General features: G+C 44.7%; 14 protein-coding genes. 5 read left to right on the top strand and 9 right to left on the bottom strand.

Going from position 1 to position 16,652, the window contains the following annotated elements; genetic code table 11:
- Positions 1 to 17: 17 nt before the first annotated feature.
- The 4 genes from queF (at position 18) to ERX55_RS04400 (ending at position 4,714) form a co-directional block, all read left to right on the top strand.
- Entirely contained in the window at positions 18 to 512 is a 495-nt protein-coding gene (queF, locus tag ERX55_RS04415; RefSeq protein ID WP_133451392.1) for a preQ(1) synthase, read from the top strand.
- A 113-nt stretch (positions 513 to 625) separates the two neighbouring features.
- Positions 626 to 2,098: a peptide MFS transporter gene (locus ERX55_RS04410; RefSeq protein WP_133451484.1), complete on the top strand. Its 1,473-nt coding sequence runs from the start codon at positions 626 to 628 to the stop codon at positions 2,096 to 2,098.
- Positions 2,099 to 2,230: 132 nt separating this feature from the next.
- Positions 2,231 to 3,733 (top strand): peptide MFS transporter, encoded by a 1,503-nt coding sequence (locus ERX55_RS04405; RefSeq protein ID WP_133451391.1) that lies wholly within the window; start codon positions 2,231 to 2,233, stop codon positions 3,731 to 3,733.
- A gap of 72 nt (positions 3,734 to 3,805) precedes the next feature.
- Positions 3,806 to 4,714, top strand: a complete 909-nt coding sequence (locus ERX55_RS04400; protein ID WP_133451390.1) for a diacylglycerol/lipid kinase family protein — start codon at positions 3,806 to 3,808, stop codon at positions 4,712 to 4,714.
- Positions 4,715 to 4,746: 32 nt separating this feature from the next.
- Here the strand turns inward: ERX55_RS04400 and ERX55_RS04395 are convergent, their stop codons facing one another.
- From ERX55_RS04395 to ERX55_RS04370, 6 genes are read right to left on the bottom strand one after another with little or no spacing between them, the layout of a single operon-like run.
- The gene (locus tag ERX55_RS04395; RefSeq protein WP_133451389.1) at positions 4,747 to 5,283 is read right to left on the bottom strand and encodes a 5' nucleotidase, NT5C type; all 537 of its coding nucleotides are present in this window, start codon (positions 5,281 to 5,283) and stop codon (positions 4,747 to 4,749) included.
- A complete protein-coding gene (gene hisC, locus ERX55_RS04390; RefSeq protein WP_133451388.1) occupies positions 5,280 to 6,341 on the bottom strand; it encodes a histidinol-phosphate transaminase in 1,062 nt (353 codons plus the stop codon). The genes ERX55_RS04395 and hisC overlap by 4 nt, the downstream gene beginning before the upstream one ends.
- A gap of 12 nt (positions 6,342 to 6,353) precedes the next feature.
- A complete protein-coding gene (locus tag ERX55_RS04385; RefSeq protein WP_133451387.1) occupies positions 6,354 to 7,868 on the bottom strand; it encodes an ABC transporter permease/substrate-binding protein in 1,515 nt (504 codons plus the stop codon).
- Positions 7,868 to 8,788 carry an ABC transporter ATP-binding protein gene (locus tag ERX55_RS04380; protein ID WP_133451386.1) on the bottom strand — a complete coding sequence of 307 codons (921 nt, stop codon included), beginning with the start codon at positions 8,786 to 8,788 and terminating at the stop codon, positions 7,868 to 7,870. The genes ERX55_RS04385 and ERX55_RS04380 overlap by 1 nt, the downstream gene beginning before the upstream one ends.
- A gap of 39 nt (positions 8,789 to 8,827) precedes the next feature.
- Complete coding sequence (gene recQ / locus ERX55_RS04375) at positions 8,828 to 10,582, bottom strand: DNA helicase RecQ (RefSeq protein ID WP_133451483.1); 1,755 nt, start codon at positions 10,580 to 10,582, stop codon at positions 8,828 to 8,830.
- Positions 10,583 to 10,589: 7 nt separating this feature from the next.
- Positions 10,590 to 12,446, bottom strand: a complete 1,857-nt coding sequence (locus ERX55_RS04370) for an ABC-F family ATP-binding cassette domain-containing protein (protein WP_133451385.1) — start codon at positions 12,444 to 12,446, stop codon at positions 10,590 to 10,592.
- A gap of 90 nt (positions 12,447 to 12,536) precedes the next feature.
- Between ERX55_RS04370 and ERX55_RS04365 the strand changes: the two genes are divergently transcribed.
- Positions 12,537 to 13,349: a ZIP family metal transporter gene (locus tag ERX55_RS04365; RefSeq protein WP_133451384.1), complete on the top strand. Its 813-nt coding sequence runs from the start codon at positions 12,537 to 12,539 to the stop codon at positions 13,347 to 13,349.
- A 37-nt stretch (positions 13,350 to 13,386) separates the two neighbouring features.
- Here the strand turns inward: ERX55_RS04365 and ltaS are convergent, their stop codons facing one another.
- The 3 genes from ltaS to ERX55_RS04350 form a co-directional block, all read right to left on the bottom strand.
- Positions 13,387 to 15,327 carry a polyglycerol-phosphate lipoteichoic acid synthase LtaS gene (ltaS, locus tag ERX55_RS04360; RefSeq protein WP_133451383.1) on the bottom strand — a complete coding sequence of 647 codons (1,941 nt, stop codon included), beginning with the start codon at positions 15,325 to 15,327 and terminating at the stop codon, positions 13,387 to 13,389.
- 188 nt (positions 15,328 to 15,515) lie between these two features.
- Entirely contained in the window at positions 15,516 to 16,382 is an 867-nt protein-coding gene (locus ERX55_RS04355) for a 5-oxoprolinase subunit C family protein (protein WP_165983704.1), read from the bottom strand.
- Between the two features lie 42 nt (positions 16,383 to 16,424).
- Complete coding sequence (locus ERX55_RS04350; RefSeq protein ID WP_133451381.1) at positions 16,425 to 16,637, bottom strand: hypothetical protein; 213 nt, start codon at positions 16,635 to 16,637, stop codon at positions 16,425 to 16,427.
- Positions 16,638 to 16,652: the final 15 nt, after the last annotated feature.

Here is a 16,652-nt window from a genome sequence, read left to right as displayed (position 1 = left end):
ATGAAGGAGGTCATACCATGACACGTTCAAAAGATGAACTGCAGGACATCACACTGCTTGGCAATCAGCACAACCAATACCTATATGAATACGATCCCTCTATATTAGAGTCGTTCGATAATAAACACCCGGGCCGTGACTATTTCGTCAAGTTCAACTGTCCGGAATTCACGAGCTTATGCCCTATAACCGGTCAACCCGACTTTGCCACTATCTACATCAGCTACATTCCAAATATCAAGATGGTAGAATCTAAATCACTGAAGCTGTATCTTTTCAGCTTCCGTAACCACGGCGACTTCCACGAAGACTGCATAAATATCATCATGAATGATTTAATAGAACTGATGGATCCGCATTATATTGAAGTATGGGGCAAGTTCACACCACGCGGTGGTATTTCGATTGATCCTTATACCAACTATGGTCGTCCTGATTCAAAATATGAAGAAATAGCGAATTATCGCTTGATGAACCATGATTTATACCCGGAAACGATTACAAATAGATAAATTAGAATTGTCAGAGAATTAAAAACAGTGTATATTAGATACATTGTTTTTATTTTTTTAGGGAAAGGAAGATTAATTTGTCACAGTACACACGCGAAGAAATCGTCAACAGTATGCCAAGAACCGGTTTCTTCGGACACCCTAAGGGCCTCTTCACACTGATGGTGACAGAATTCTGGGAACGATTCAGTTACTATGGGATGAAGGCGATTCTCGCATTCTATCTTTATTATGAAGTTTCAAAAGGTGGTTTCGGACTTGAAGAAGGGACCGCTTTACAAATCGTCTCCATCTACGGCGCACTAATCTATATGAGCGGTATTATCGGCGGCTGGATAGCTGACCGTCTGCTTGGCACGAGACATTCCATCTTAATCGGTGCCATCCTCATCATGATCGGTCATATACTGCTCTCTTTACCGAACCAGTTCACCCTCTTTTTAATCGCTTTATTCTTTTTGATCATCGGTACAGGGTTACTGAAACCGAATATCTCATCTAACGTCGGTGAGCTCTACCTGAAGAACGACTCAAAAGTTGATTCAGCATTCACGTTATTCGTCATGTCGATTAACTTAGGGGCCTTCTTATCCCCGCTTCTTGTCGGTCTGCTGCAGACACGTATCGGTTTCCATGCCGGATTTGCAGCTGCGGCTATCGGGATGTTCTTCGGCCTTGTCGTTTACGTGCTGACAGCGAAAAAGACACTGGGGCTTTCAGGTCTGAATGTACCCAATCCGATTACACCGGAAACGCGTAACAAAACATGGTTATATGTCGGTGTTCTCTTAGCTGCCATTATTCTTTATCTGTTCGTTCTGAATGCGTTGAACCAACTGAACTTACAAACTATCAGCTTAACCATTTCTATATTAGGGGTTGTCTTGCCTGTCATCTATTTCGCTACCATGTTCTTATCTCGTCAGACAACCAAAGTCGAGAAATCACGACTTCTTGCCTATATCCCGTTATTCCTGGCTTCTGTGATGTTCTGGATGATTCAGGAGCAGGGTGCGACTGTACTCGCCAACTTCTCAGATAAACGCACACAGCTCGACCTGGGTATTGTCACGAATGGTCTGATCGACTTCACGATTCCTGCTGCCTGGTTCCAGTCACTGAATCCATTATTCATCGTGACATTAGCGCCGCTTGTTGCATCGCTCTGGGTGCGTCTCGGTCGTTATAACCCACCAACAGTTATCAAGTTCGGGATTGCCTTATTGCTTGCAGGTTCCAGCTTCCTGGTCATGATTTTCCCTCTGATTTCAGGTGAGCAGCTGATCAATCCTTTCTGGCTTGTGCTCAGTTTCTTCCTCGTAACAGTCGCAGAACTCTGCTTATCACCAGTCGGGTTATCAACCACCACTAAACTGGCGCCTCAAGCTTTCACGGCACAGATGATGAGTATCTGGTTCTTGTCCAATACAATGGCACAAGGCTTAAATGCTCAACTTGTCAACGTCTATACAAGTATCGACTCAGCCCATTACTTCGGCTATTTCGGTGCTATCGCCATCGGAATTGGTGTCATCGTCATGTTGTTCAGTCCGCTTATCAAAAAGTTAATGCATGGTATTCATTAAGAAAAGCACTCATGTTGAGTGCTTTTTCATTTGCCATGAATTATTTAAATATTCCAACTTTTTACACAACTATTGTCCTTTCCATTGTCCATCGCTACAATATGAGTAATCATAAAGTTAGGGGTTGGAAGTATGAAATACACGAGAGAAGAAATGGTCAACAGTGTCCCTCAGACAGGATTCTTTGGCCATCCTAAAGGACTCGGCATTCTGTTTTTCGTAGAGTTCTGGGAACGGTTCAGCTATTACGGCATGCGTGCCATTCTCGTCTATTACATGTATGACAAAGTCGTCAACGGTGGACTCGGCATCAATCAGACGACCGCATCTAGCATCGCTTCAATGTACGGCGCATTGATTTTCATGACAGGAATCATAGGGGGATGGCTCGCTGACCGAGTATTAGGTTCACGACGTTCACTAATGTATGGTGCTGTTCTCATTATGGCAGGACATGTCGCGATGAGTCTGCCGTTTGGTGTTCCCTCATTTTTAGCGTCCATGTTTCTCATTATAATAGGATCCGGGCTGATGAAACCTAACATTTCAAATGTGGTAGGTGGACTTTATCATAAAAATGATGACCGTATGGACGCCGGGTTTGTTATCTTCTACATGTCTGTCAATATGGGTGCACTGGTGTCGCCATTTATTGTCGGCGCGCTTCAGAAAAACTATAACTATCATATCGGCTTCTTAGCTGCAGCCATCGGAATGGCTCTTGCACTTATGGCTTATATTATTTTCCAGAAACGCTCACTAGGTTTAGTAGGGTCAGTACCCTCCCATCCACTCAGCGCGCAGGAGAAAGCAAGATATACAAAAATGATTTCTATTGTGTTGATTCTCTTAGTTGCCATCATAGTGATAACACTCAACATGGGAATCCTGACATTTAATACTTTCTCTATCGTCGTAACCGTGCTTGGGGTGTTATTACCGATTCTTTATTTCTTGACCATGTACCGAAGCAATGACGTGACCTCTACAGAGCGTTCGCGATTACTGGCTTATATTCCACTTTTCATTGCCGGGGTCATGTTTTGGTCCATTCAGGAGCAAGGGGCTAACGTGCTAAGTATCTTCGCTAAAGAACAGACCCAGCTCGACCTCAATAAGGTATTCGGTGTGGATTTCACTGTTCCAGCAGCATGGTTCCAATCAGTTAATCCTATCTTCATTGTCTTGCTGGCACCCTTCATCTCGGCAATGTGGACAAAGTTGGGCAAATACAACCCTTCAACACCGCTTAAATTTGCGTTAGGCTTATTCTTTGCTGGGATTTCGTTCCTCATCATGATTATTCCAGCGATGACGAGTCAAGGTGAACTTTATAATCCAATGTGGCTCGTCCTCTCCTTCTTCCTATGTGTAATCGGTGAGTTATGTCTGTCGCCAACGGGTTCTTCTGTATCCGTCAAACTTGCACCTGAAGCATTCAGCTCACAGATGCTAAGTCTCTGGTTCCTGACAAATGCCAGTGCACAGGCAATCAACGCTCAGCTTGTCAAACTCGTTGAGCCCATGGGTTATACGAATTACTTCGGCTTTATTGGTGGTATGGCTCTAGTTCTCTTCGTTATCTTACTTACATTGAATAAATGGGTTTCTCGTAAAATGGAAGGTATTCATTAATTAACACGTCCTCCTCGGACGTGTTTTTCTTTTATTTTCGGGTACTGTTAGGTAAAAGGAGATGTATCATCTATGGTTAAGTTCAATAAAGGCATTCTTTATTATCATGAAGCAGCGGGACAGGGAGATGTACACGAAGAACTGGGACAGGTCTCAACGAACCTGCTTAAGATGTGCAAGGAACTCGTCATCTACCGGAGTGACGAGGAAGGAGATATCAGGAAACACTGCCAGCTCATCAAGAAAGAGGATACTTATGATGCCATCTTCATACTGGGTGGTGACGGGACGGTCCACGAGCTCATCAACGGCGTCATTGAAGCGGAACTGAACCTGCCGATCGGTATTCTGCCTGGCGGCACATTTAATGATTTCACCAAAACGCTGAATCTCCCTCCTACCCCAAAAGAAGCATCAGAAGTCCTGCTTGATGGCCGCGTCAAACATATTGATGTCATGCAGGCCAATGACCGCTATGTGCTGAATTTTGTCGGTATGGGACTCATCGTTGAGAATGCCGAAGCCGTTGTCGATGAAAAGAAAAGTAAGCTCGGTAAATTCAGTTATCTCTTCTCTACCTTAAAGACTGTGACAGACCCGACTTTCTTTGATTATGAGATAGAGGTTAATGGACAGACCACTTCCGGCAATGCCTCTATGATAGTGGTCGCTAATGGTCAGTTCCTCGGCGGCAATCGTATACCGCTTAAAGAACTCTGCCCGGATGATGGCGTCATGCATGCCTTCATATTTAAGGAGGCAGGCATTAAATTATTCACTGAGATGATCAAGGAGAAATCGATTGATAACTGGAACAATATCAGCAAAAATGTGGAGCAGATAGAAGGAACAGAGATGATAATCAGAACCAGGGAGCCGATGGACGTTGATGTCGACGGTGAAATTGAATTATCCACACCGGTGCATATCACCATTCTCAGTAAACGGCTCCGCATGTTTGTCGGACCTGAAGTATGCTAAAAAAGAGATGTCTCTGACGAGACATCTCTTTTTTAAGCTTTACCGAAGAAATATTCTTCAACTTCCTTCCAGCTATGCACGCGGTCAAAGCCTTCTTCATGAATATTATGCGCTGCGTTGAACATGATCCCCTTGCCTTTAAAAGCAGCAAGCTGTTTCGGATTATCATCTATTAAATAGTCAGTTCCTACGACACCTTTGTTACCGCAGAAAATGAAATGCTGAGGATCAAGAAACGGGAAATGTTCCAAAAGCCATTCATATTTTGCATCGAAAGAAGTCGGCACATCCATTGCAGCTGTAGCGATGTAGACATCATAATGTTCAGTCAGACGTCTGACCACACGGACGGCATCCGGAAAAACTTCAAGGTCCCTGAAGAAGCTGCGGTCGAGCAGCAGTTCTGACAGTTTTTCAACATGCTGAGGATGTAGATCGCGCAGTTTGACACCTTGTAAGTCTTCAGCCGTCACCGTTTCTCCTGATTCTTCATTGAACTTGAAGATCACTTTCTTCAATGTATCTGCTAATACTTCATCCATATCAATTGCAATGGTTTCTCTCACTATACTTCCTCCTTAAAATATCGCTCTAACACTTCAATGATAACATCGTTCTGGTCGGCTGTTCCAATCGTCAGGCGTATGCCACCTGGCACCGGACGGGCAATGATCCCTCTTCTAAGCAGGTAGTCATTTAACCGCGCCACATCATCTGTTTGAATAAAGACAAAGTTCGTCTCTGATGGCAGAAGATGATGTTTAAAATCAGACGCGTAGTAACGTGCTCGTTCTGTCGCATTCTGTCTGACCGTTCGCTGTAAATACGCCTGATCAGCCAGCGCTGCTTCTGCTGCCTTAAGGGATAATGTGGTCACATTAAAAGGCAGTTTGACACGGTGCCAGAGGTCTGTCCATTCATCTGACGAGATCGCGTAACCGATTCTAAGAGAAGCGAGCCCATAAGCCTTCGAAAAAGTCCGCAGAATAATGATATTGTCAAACTGTTCTCTCAGCTTCATACTGTGCGGATAATCTTCGGCCGTGACATACTCAGCATAGGCCTCATCCAGGACGACAGGGATATTACCCACTTTATTCAGGAATAGCGTCAGCTCTTCCTCTGAGAAATAATGGCCGGTCGGATTGTTCGGATTACAGAGCCAGACGAGCGCTGTGTTGTCATTCACCTTATCAGCCAGTGCCTCTAAATCGAATTTGCCGTCGACAAGCGGAGCTGTCACAATTGTACAGTCCTCAATCACTGCATGGTGGGAATATTGTACAAATGTCTGCTCACCTGTCACGATTTCGTCTCCAGGCTTCAGGATGGCCCGGGAAAGCATCTGAATCACTTCGTCCAGTCCTGCACCCAGCAGCACCGCTTCAGCCGGGACTTGATAGAATTTGCTGAGCGCCTGTTTCAGATCAGACCCTGCTGCATCCGGATACTCATGGATATTCTGGATGGCAGCTTGAAGTGTCTGTTCGACTGCCGGCGAAGGCCCGTACACATTTTCATTGGAAGACAGTTTCATCATTTCACTTTCAAGATTCAGTTCGGTCCGGATTTCCTCTGCTGTTTTACCCGGTGAATAAATGTTTAGCGAGGCAAGCTGTTTCTTCATATTACAATCTCCTTACTTGATCAGCTGTTTCTTCTTCAGAAATGCATGCGCAACGTCTTCCGCCTTTTTCTTTTTGTAGGCGACCTCATAATTCATCTGCTGCATTTCTTCATCTGAAATCTGTCCGCCCAGCTTATTAAGTGCTTTCACCACTTCCGGATACTTCTTAACCGTTTCTTCTTTCAGTAACGGCGCACCTTGATAAGGCGGGAAGAGATGCTGATCATCTTTTAATACCACCATATCATATTTTTCAAGCTCAGCGTCTGTAGAATACGCATCAATCAGATCAATCTTGTTACTTTCTACCGCCTGATAACGAATTTTAGGTTCCATTGTATTGACGTGACTGAATTTCAAGTTGTATTTCTTCTGGATTCCTTTATAGCCGTCCTCACGGTCATTGAATTCCAGTGTAAATCCGGCACGGATATCATTTTTCACTTTACTGAGGTCAGAAATTGTTGTCAGTCCATTTTTTTCTGCATAACTGCGTTTCACTGCAAGGGCATAAGTATTATTGTACTGCATCGGCTCAAGCAGGGCCATCTTCTCTTGCTGCATGATACTGTCTTTAGCCTGCTGATAAACCTCAGCCTCCGTATTGGCTTTCGGCGCTTCTTTGACCAGTTCGCCGAGCACGGTACCTGTGAACTCGAGGTAGCCGTCTATTTCATCAGCCTTCAACGCATTGAACAGAAATGAAGTCTTGCCGAGTCCCGGCTTGATTTCGACAGAAACGTCAGTCTCATCTTCTATCAGTTCTTTATACATATTCGTGATAATTTCAGGTTCGGTGCCAAGTTTACCAGCAAGCTTAAGCTGTCCTTTTTCTTTGGAGAAAAGAGGGATGACTGCCATCAGCAGGGCAGCGAGCACAATAATGCCTAAGATAATGCCAATCTTCCGATAAGATAACTTTGCCATCCATCGGAGGAGGAGGTCAAAAAAAATCGCTAGAATCGCTGCAGGTATGGCACCGAGCAGTATAAGAGCCATATTGTTACGGTCAATGCCGAGTAAAATCAGGTCACCCAGTCCACCAGCCCCGATAAATGCAGCGAGTGTTGCTGTTCCGATAATGAGAACCATCGCTGTTCTGATGCCTGCCATAATGACCGGCATCGCAAGCGGCAGTTCAACGCGTGTCAACCGTCTGAACGGGTTCATACCGATACCGCTCGCCGCTTCTTTCAGCGACGGGTCTACTTCCTTGATGCCTGTATAGGTATTACGCAGAATCGGCAGCAGCGCATAGATGACAAGCGCAATAACAGCAGGCACCCGTCCGATACCAAACAGCGGAATCATGAGACCTAAAAGAGCCAGTGAGGGAATCGTCTGCAGGACAGCTGTTACATTGATAACAGGTTCAGCGACACGCTCCCGTCTGGTCAGCAGAATACCGAGTGGGACGGCGATGAGCATGGCGATGAGCAGTGCAACAAAGGAAATCTGGATATGTTCAAATAACGCAGTCCAGAGCTCTCCTTGTCTTTCCTGAAAAGTTGAGATCAATTCTTTCATTATTCAGCGACTCCTTTACTCAGTGCCTGAAAGACTGAAGGACGCGTAACAGCCCCTCTATATTCTGTATCGATGACATTCAGCTGCTCCTGCTCCGCTAACAGCTTATAGAGTTCGGAGACAGGCGTGTCAGGTCTGACTGCCGGATAACGTCCATCATAAGGCAGCGGCTGTATACAGTCAGCTGCGTGACGTTCTATCTTCGTATGGCCGATGAATGACCGTACAAATTCGCTGTTCGGTCTATCGACGAAATCTCGTGGTGTGCCGATCTGTTCAATACGGCCCTGATTCATCAGACAGATGCGGTCGCCGAGCTTGAAGGCCTCATTGATATCATGCGTGACGAAGATAATCGTTTTATTGATTTCTGACTGCAGCTGCAGTAAATCATCCTGTAATTTCTCACGGCTGATCGGATCAAGTGCACTGAAAGGTTCATCCATCAGAATAACGGGCGGATCTGCAGCGAGCGCCCGGACAACACCTATACGCTGCTGCTGTCCCCCTGACAGTTCAGATGGATAACGGTCTCTATATTGCTCATGCGGTAGTCCAACCATATCCAGCAGACGATTGATCTGTTCATCTATCCGGTCCGTTGACCACTTCTTCATCATAGGGACTTGCGCAATATTATCCCGTACTGTCATATGGGGGAAAAGCGCAATCTGCTGCAGAACGTAGCCGATATCCCAGCGCATCTCATCCAGCTTATAATGACTGATAGGCTGGTCCTTAAAGTAGATGTAACCACTCGATAACGGAATGAGTCGGTTGATCATCTTCAGAGTGGTCGTTTTCCCGCACCCTGACGGACCGATCAATACAAAGAATTCCCCTTCCTTCACCTCAAAGGAGATATGATCTACAGCAGCTTTATGGCCGTAGACTTTAGCAACATTGTCAAATTTTATCATGTCTTCACCTCTGTACTCTAATAACCTGTATCAGACGGACTAAACTGAGGATTGATAACTTTTTATCGCTTCGATGAAACGCGGACAGTAATGTTTCAGTTTATAGGAACCGACGCCTTCTATATGAAACATCTCCTGTTTGGAAGTCGGTTGTTTCTGGGCGAATAACGTCAGTGTCCGGTCAGAGAATATAGTGAAAGGCGGGACACCCAGTTCGACGGCTAACGTTTTTCTGACGCTCTTCAGATGTTCGAATAACTCCTCATCTACATTGACAAGCGTATGAATCGTCACGCGTTCATTGTAGGAAACGGGATGATAATGCGTCATGATCTTAACGTCACTTATCAAGACCTCTTTGGCACTGGGATGCACATGCAGCTTGCCATCTCTCTCATCTAAATATCCGTTGAAAAGAAGGGTATCAATGAAGCCGTGAATATCCTTGGTCTCATACTCCTTCATCAGACCGAATGTACTGAGCTGAGACATTTCACGTGACACCTGTTCGCCTCTGATCACTTTCGTCAGTATGCTCCTGCTGACAGGAATCTTGATGCGAATCAGACAACTCATCAGTTTTTTAGCTTCAACAGACATATCATACTTAGCTTCCATCAGACAGTTCGTACATCTGCCACATGGTTCAAGGTGTTCTTCCGGATTGAAATAATTGATGAGCGTCCCTTGTAGACACTGTGTGGTCTTCGTATACTGAACCATCTTCTCAAGCTTCTCTTTTTTACGTTCCTGAATGACTTCGTCCGGTGTCTGACTGATGAAAAACTGCTGCAGGCGAATATCCTGCTCGTTATAAAGAAGAATACATTCACTCTGCAGGCCATCACGACCGGCACGTCCCGCTTCCTGATAATAAGATTCCAGGTCCTGCGGCAGATTATAATGGATGACATATCTGACATTAGATTTATCGATGCCCATGCCGAATGCATTGGTAGCTATCATAACGGGACTATTATCATTCACAAAGGCCGTCTGGTTCTGTTCTCTCACTTCACTGGACAATCCAGCATGGTAAATCGTGTGGTTGAGGTGATGAGTCGTGAACTGTTCGCTGAGCGCCTCGACTTGTTTACGTGTTGTCGCATAAATAATCCCTGAATCTTTGATATGTTCTTTCACGTAGCGTCTGATCATCTTGTCTTTCTGGAATGTCGGGTCAATCTTGAAATCAAGATTATCGCGTTTAACACTTGTTTCAACGACACAGTGATCATTGATGTAAAGCAGTTCCTGAATGTCTTTTCGGACGTCTACAGTGGCAGTCGCTGTCACGGCCATACAAGGTGCGCCTATCGTCATCACACGAGAGACGACCTGGCGGTAGCTCGGTCTGAAATCATGACCCCATTTTGAGATACAGTGTGCTTCATCAAACGCAATCAATCTGATATCCAGCTGTGTCAGTAAATATCTGAAATGAGTCTGTTCAAATCGTTCCGGCGCGACATAGAGAAATTGATAAGCGCCATCTTTTAAGACTGATTCAATTTCACGTACTTCTGCCGCTTTTTGCTGACTGTTCAAGTAAGCGGCTGAAATTCCCGCTGCATTCAATGTATCGACCTGGTCTTTCATCAAGGAGATGAGCGGGCTGATGACGAGTGTCAGTCCACCCCTCGCAATACCCGGCACCTGATAACAGATGGATTTCCCGCCTCCTGTCGGTAAGATGCCGAGCGCTGACTGATGATTCAAGACATGCTCAATCAGCTCTTTCTGTCCTTCTCTGAATGTCTCATAGCCATAATATTGTTGTAGTATATCTTCCAGCTTCATTCTATTCCATCCGTTCTGCGAGTTCGCTCCACTCTAAAAATGCTTCTTCATAGCGTGTATTCAGGTCTTCTCGTAGGGCCGTCAGCTGATTCAGACGTTCATAGTTCGTGGTCTCCTGCGCTATCTGATCATCCGTATCTTCCAGCTGCTGCTCCAGTGCTTCTATCTCTCTGCCTAATTCCTCGAACCGCCTTTTATCTTTGTAGCTCACGCGGGTCTGTGTGCGTTTTTCTTTCACGGTCACTTCTTTAACGGGTGTCGTAACAATCGCTTTCTTATAAGCAAGATAGTCATTGAATTCGCCGAGGATGATATTGACTTTCCGGTCTGAAATATACCAGTACTTCGTCACGACTTTGTCCAGGAAATAGCGGTCATGGCTGACAGTGATGACTGCCCCGTTAAAATCAGCGAGATAGGCTTCCAGAATGGTCAGCGTCTCGGTATCCAGGTCATTCGTCGGCTCATCCAGAAGAAGGACATTCGGTCCTTCTATCAGAATACTGAGCAGATAAAGGCGCTTCTTCTCACCCCCTGATAAACGGTGTATCAATGTCCCGTGCATACTGGACGGGAATAAAAACCGTTCAAGCAGCTGGGTGACAGAAATTTTGGTACCGTCTTTCTGAGTGGCCTCCTCTGCTTTTTCACGTAAAAAATCAATGATACGCATTTCTTCATTCATCTTTGCGTAAGACTGCTGGTAGTAGCCGATTTTAACGGTCTGTCCTGTCTTCAGCGTGCCGGTATAGTCAGTCAGATGCGCACTCAGAATATTTAAGAGTGTTGATTTACCGCTGCCGTTCTCACCGACAATACCGATGCGGTCAGTGGTCTGGACAATAGTGGTTAAGCCGTTGAACAGCTCTTTCTCGCCCATACGGATGCCTATGTTCTCCAGTTCAAAGACCTGTTTACCGAGCCTTTGATGACTGAAATCGATTGACATCTGGTCTTTCACTTGATGCTCGCCGACTTTCTCCTCTATTGACTTAAAACGGTCAATACGAGCCTGCTGCTTAGTCGTCCGTGCTTTAGCCCCTTTTCTCATCCAGGCCAGTTCCTGCTTATAAAGCTGTTTCTCTTTATGTTGAATGCGTTCAGCTGTCAGTTCTTCTTCTGCCTTCTGGGCGATATAAGCGTCATAATTGCCGCTGTATGGGTGGAGATGTCCATTTCTCAGTTCGATGATACGGTCAGTGATTTCATTCAAGAAGAAGCGGTCATGGGTAACAACTAAAACCGCTTTCGGATACGTTTTGATGAACTGTATCAACCAGGCGATAGATTCAAAATCCAGGTGGTTGGTCGGCTCATCAAGCAATAGTAAATCCGGCCGGGACAATAAACTCTTGGCAAGAGCCACACGTTTCTGCTGACCCCCGCTCATGTCACGCAGCAATTTATCATGGTCCATTATGCCTAGCTTCGTTAAAATCGTCTTGGCTTCAGCCTGATAGCTGAAGCCGTCAACCGCTTCAATCTGTTCCTGCAGCTGATTGAATTTCTGCATGGTTTGATCAGACATGTCTGTCGTCATTTGGATCAGCACTTCATTGTAATCATTCAGCAGCCTGACAACCGGATTTCCAGGGTCCAGTACGTTCTGAACGGCGTTCTCCTCCAGATTTAATACCGGGTCCTGGGCGGCATAACCGATTTTAAAACCATTCGGATGTGTTACGACACCATTATGCGGCTCAATTTCTGCGATGGCTTTTAAAAGTGCGCTCTTACCTGTACCATTGATACCGACCAGGGCAATTTTTTCGCCTTCTGCTATGCTCAGGTTAACCTGGTCAAAAATAGTCTTGTCTCCGTACTGCTTCGTTAAATTCTCTATTTTATACGCTTCCATCGTTAACCTCTTTCTCATATGTATGCTATCATATGGTTATTGTCAAAAATTCATTTATATATTATACACTTTTAAGGAGGAGGAGACACTATGTTAGAGTGGTTTAGTCAACTCTCACATGTTTATCAGGCATTCATCGCCGGTATTTTCACCTGGAGCATGACTGCATTAGGTGCGGCTGTTGTCTTTTTAGTCAGGTCAGTCAACAACAAGCTGCTGAATACGATGCAAGGCTTTGCTGCCGGCGTCATGATTGCCGCTTCATTCTGGTCACTGCTGGCACCCGCACTTGAATTCAGTGAAAAAGCCGGTCAGATTCCCTGGATTCCGGCAGCGATCGGATTTCTGCTTGGGGGCGTTTTCATCCGGGGTCTGGATGTGATTATTCCGCATATGCACGCTCATGCATCACCTGGTCATCAGACGGAAGGACGTAAGAGCAATCTGAACAAGTCCACGCTGCTTTTACTCGCCATCACTCTTCACAATATTCCTGAAGGTCTGGCACTCGGTGTGGCATTCGGTGCAATCGGTCACGCAACGGACAGCGGACTGATGGCTGCAATCGGGCTCGCAATCGGTATCGGTATCCAGAACATCCCTGAAGGGACGGCACTCAGCCTGCCGATTCACGGGGACGGCAAATCCAAATGGCGTGCCTTTAATTTCGGACAGGCTTCTGCACTTGTTGAACCTGTCTTCGCAGTCATCGGTGCTGCAGCAGTTCTTCTTGTGACCCCTTTACTTCCTTACGCGCTTGCATTTGCAGCAGGTGCCATGATATTCGTCGTAGTAGAAGAACTGATACCTGAATCACAGTCCGGCGAGAATACCGACCTTGCGACACTTGGTCTGATGGTCGGCTTCACCATCATGATGATTCTTGATGTATCACTTGGATAAGAAAAGAGGCGATTTCATATGAAATCGCCTCTTTTTTCTATTTCATCGCACTGACTGTGCCATTCTTATATTCATAGTCAGCAGGATTGATCTTCTTGAATTCTTTATTGTCATAGAAACGCAGTAAGTCCCCGTTGAGCAGGCTATCTGACATTTCAAGTTCTGTTGCCACTGTATTTTTGATCTTCGTTGCTTTTGCAATCAATTTCTCATCTGTCAGTTGTTCATTTGTCTGATTGTCATAGAACACACCATTGATTGACTTGATCTCCGGCGTGATGAAGTCCCCGTTTCTGAAGACGACCACTTGTCGATGTTTCTTCGACAATAAATCTGTCCCAAAGAGGGTATACGGTTTAGCATCAATACCTGTCAAGTGAAGGATTGTCGGCATGACATCTACCTGGCTCGCATAAGTAGGATCCACATGTCCTTTGATACCAGGTACCTTCAGGAATAAACCAGTACGTTGTAAATCCATAAATTTAGCCGGTGTCACCGTCTCACCAATCAGCTGACCCATCGCTTTATTGTGATTCTCTGAAATACCGTAGTGATCACCGTAGATGAGGATGACGGAATTATCATAAAGTCCGTTTTTCTTTAAATCTGTTATGAATTGTCTCACGGCCTCATCTAAATAGCGTGCTGTCTGAACATAGCCATCCACTGTCGCATCACCAGTGTTCGGCGATGCAATAGTCGCTTCTGACGGATCCACTGTGAACGGATAATGGTTTGTCAGTGTAATCAGATGGGAATAGAAAGGCTGCTGCTCTTTCTTCAGGTAAGGAATCGATTCCTTGAAGAATTCCTTATCTTTCAGACCGAGGTTCTCTAAGTTTTCATCGCTCATATCATAATACGTTGCATCATAGAACTTATCAACGCCGAAACGTTTATAAATCTGGTCACGATTCCAGAACGTCTTGTAGTCACCGTGCATCACGGAAGTTGAGTAGTTCTGCTTCTGATGCAGAATAGCGGGCAGTGACTGGAACGTGTTGTCACTCTTCAATGAGAAGGCTGAACCTTGCTGGAGACCATAGATACTGTTATCCATCGTTAATTCAGCATCTGATGTCTTACCTTGGCCTGTGGAATGGAAGAAATTGCTGTAATAGACGAAATCCCCGTTACCTGTCGAAAGTGTGTTCAGGAAAGGCGTCACTTCTTTACCATTGACTTTAAGGCCGATCATCTCTGTCTGAAAACTTTCCAGATGAATTTTAATGATATTTTTTTCTTTGGCGATACCGAAATATTTTTTATTCGGTTCAGCGTATTTGGTTTTCGTATAGGACTGGAGACGTGTCAGATCGTCTGCACTAGCCAGCGCCTTCTGCTGATTGTTCTGAATCGTCTTCACACCGTCATAGACCGTGAAGTTGTAAGGGCCTAGATATTTCACTAAATATTTATGGTCAAACGTACGCGTCAGCAGTTCAGGTCTATCCATCTCTGCGAATGCCAGGTTAATGAAGAATAAGGCTATTGAAATCCCCATCATCACAGGCACAAATTTACGTTTGAATGACTGTGTGGACAGCATGTCGCGTTTAACGGTCAATAAAACCAGGTAAATAATCGTATCCAGGAAATAAACGAAATCATACCACTGGAATGAACTCCAGAGAGCGCCTGACATCGATTCCACGTTGCTGACCTGATTCAATGTACTGAATGTCAGAAAATCAGAGAAGAATCTGAAGTACACAACGTTACTGTACAGCAGCAGTGTCAGCAATGTTCCGCCGGTAAAGACCAGCCAGAATGCTTTTCTGCCCTTGAAGAAGAGGAGCGTGCTTAAAATAAGGGCCACCAGGCTATAAGGATTAAGCAGGAGAATCAGGTTCTGCACGATGCCTTTAACCCCTAGAGATAGATCAATATAATACGCAAAATATGTTTTGACTGATACTGTGAAGACAGTCATCAGAAAGAAAGTAAATATCGTTATTTTTTTATTTTTAAACATCCATTTAACAGCTCCCATCCTATACCCTTCCGGTAGTATTTACATAAAATTAACGTTCTTTAATTTAAATTAATATGATTAGCTTCAATATATAAATTTAACCTTATTTTGCTATATAAGCAAATAAAAAATAGCTTATCAGCTATTTTTTGTGTAATATGTGAATGTTTTTTGTCTATAATCAGACATCAAGCATTTACATAACTTTTCAGTTGGTAAGACAGCTGCATTAAAAGACTTTTTACCCAGTGATCATAAGAATTTTTACGCTCATTGTACTCTTCCTGAGTCACGTTCTTAAAAATAAGTTTTGAGCCCGGTCTCTTTTGAACCAGTTTCGAGAAATGATAAGGGGCAATCTGGGCAACAGCTTCCTCTCCGGTCACCGCCGACAGAATCACTCTTAATTTCTGGTCCACAGTCACCTGGATGCTGCCGGGGCTGAGGCGAGTCTCAGCCTGTTCGTGATATTGAATCAGCGGCCCTTCTAATGTAAAGCTCTGGCGACTAAGATAACTTGAAACCTCATAAACTTCATCATCCGGAATGACAATATCTTTAACAGGATAGATATGAAAAATATCAGAATAATAGACACGTGATAAAGAATAATAATCAACGCCCCATGGACATGACTCCACCACAGATAATTTCTGGATCAGCTTTTTCTGTACGTCCGTATATTGATGTGCCAGTTTAAAAGAAGTAGCTGCTTCTATCTTCTGATTCAGCACAGCCTCCTGCACGCCACCTGCCACTGCCATGTAGACACGCGTCCCTTTTGCCGCCCGTCGAAAATGCAGGGTCTCCCCTTTCGCCATCAAGTAAGGCTTGAACATCTCGATTTCCCGTTCCGATGTATAGGCATGATAATCCGCCCCTGTCAGCGCAATCAAAGTCTCTTCTTCAAAATAGATGGTTGCCGGCACCACTGCCATTTCGAATGTCGGCATTTCTGAATCATTGCCGACAAGTCCATTCGCAATAGTATGAGACAGTAGATCACTTTTCACTGTCTGATAAGTTGTATATAATCCTGCGTCTTCAAATATCATCATAGAACCTCTCTCTACTTACTAAATTTCCAGGCTGATCACTTAGTGGTGATAGAACACATCAAGCAGACTGATTAATGCCTGTCTCATACTGAAGACAAGGACGCCTACAATCAGCACAGCAGTAACGATAGCCGTATAGAGCCAGATCAATGCGCTCCTATCCTCTCCTGCTTTCAAGAAAGATATCACACGCTGATTACAATAGTATATCCAGACGCATAAACCGATGAGAAGTATTAAAGTGATAATCATAAGGTTCTCCTAACG

This window comes from Macrococcus bovicus, assembly GCF_004359575.1.
Lineage (GTDB): Bacteria > Bacillota > Bacilli > Staphylococcales > Staphylococcaceae > Macrococcus > Macrococcus bovicus.
The sequence above is the reverse complement of the archived record's forward strand: the minus strand, read 5'-3'. Positions and strand labels throughout refer to the sequence as shown.

Coding starts and splice junctions, on each gene's coding strand:
- queF (WP_133451392.1), top strand. CDS start 18: ATGACACGTTCAAAAGATGAACTGCAGGACATCACACTGCTTGGCAAT.
- ERX55_RS04410 (WP_133451484.1), top strand. CDS start 626: ATGCCAAGAACCGGTTTCTTCGGACACCCTAAGGGCCTCTTCACACTG.
- ERX55_RS04405 (WP_133451391.1), top strand. CDS start 2,231: ATGAAATACACGAGAGAAGAAATGGTCAACAGTGTCCCTCAGACAGGA.
- ERX55_RS04400 (WP_133451390.1), top strand. CDS start 3,806: ATGGTTAAGTTCAATAAAGGCATTCTTTATTATCATGAAGCAGCGGGA.
- hisC (WP_133451388.1), bottom strand. CDS start 6,341: ATGAAGAAACAGCTTGCCTCGCTAAACATTTATTCACCGGGTAAAACA.
- ERX55_RS04385 (WP_133451387.1), bottom strand. CDS start 7,868: ATGAAAGAATTGATCTCAACTTTTCAGGAAAGACAAGGAGAGCTCTGG.
- ERX55_RS04380 (WP_133451386.1), bottom strand. CDS start 8,788: ATGATAAAATTTGACAATGTTGCTAAAGTCTACGGCCATAAAGCTGCT.
- ERX55_RS04370 (WP_133451385.1), bottom strand. CDS start 12,446: ATGGAAGCGTATAAAATAGAGAATTTAACGAAGCAGTACGGAGACAAG.
- ERX55_RS04365 (WP_133451384.1), top strand. CDS start 12,537: ATGTTAGAGTGGTTTAGTCAACTCTCACATGTTTATCAGGCATTCATC.
- ltaS (WP_133451383.1), bottom strand. CDS start 15,327: ATGTTTAAAAATAAAAAAATAACGATATTTACTTTCTTTCTGATGACT.
- ERX55_RS04355 (WP_165983704.1), bottom strand. CDS start 16,382: ATGATATTTGAAGACGCAGGATTATATACAACTTATCAGACAGTGAAA.
- ERX55_RS04350 (WP_133451381.1), bottom strand. CDS start 16,637: ATGATTATCACTTTAATACTTCTCATCGGTTTATGCGTCTGGATATAC.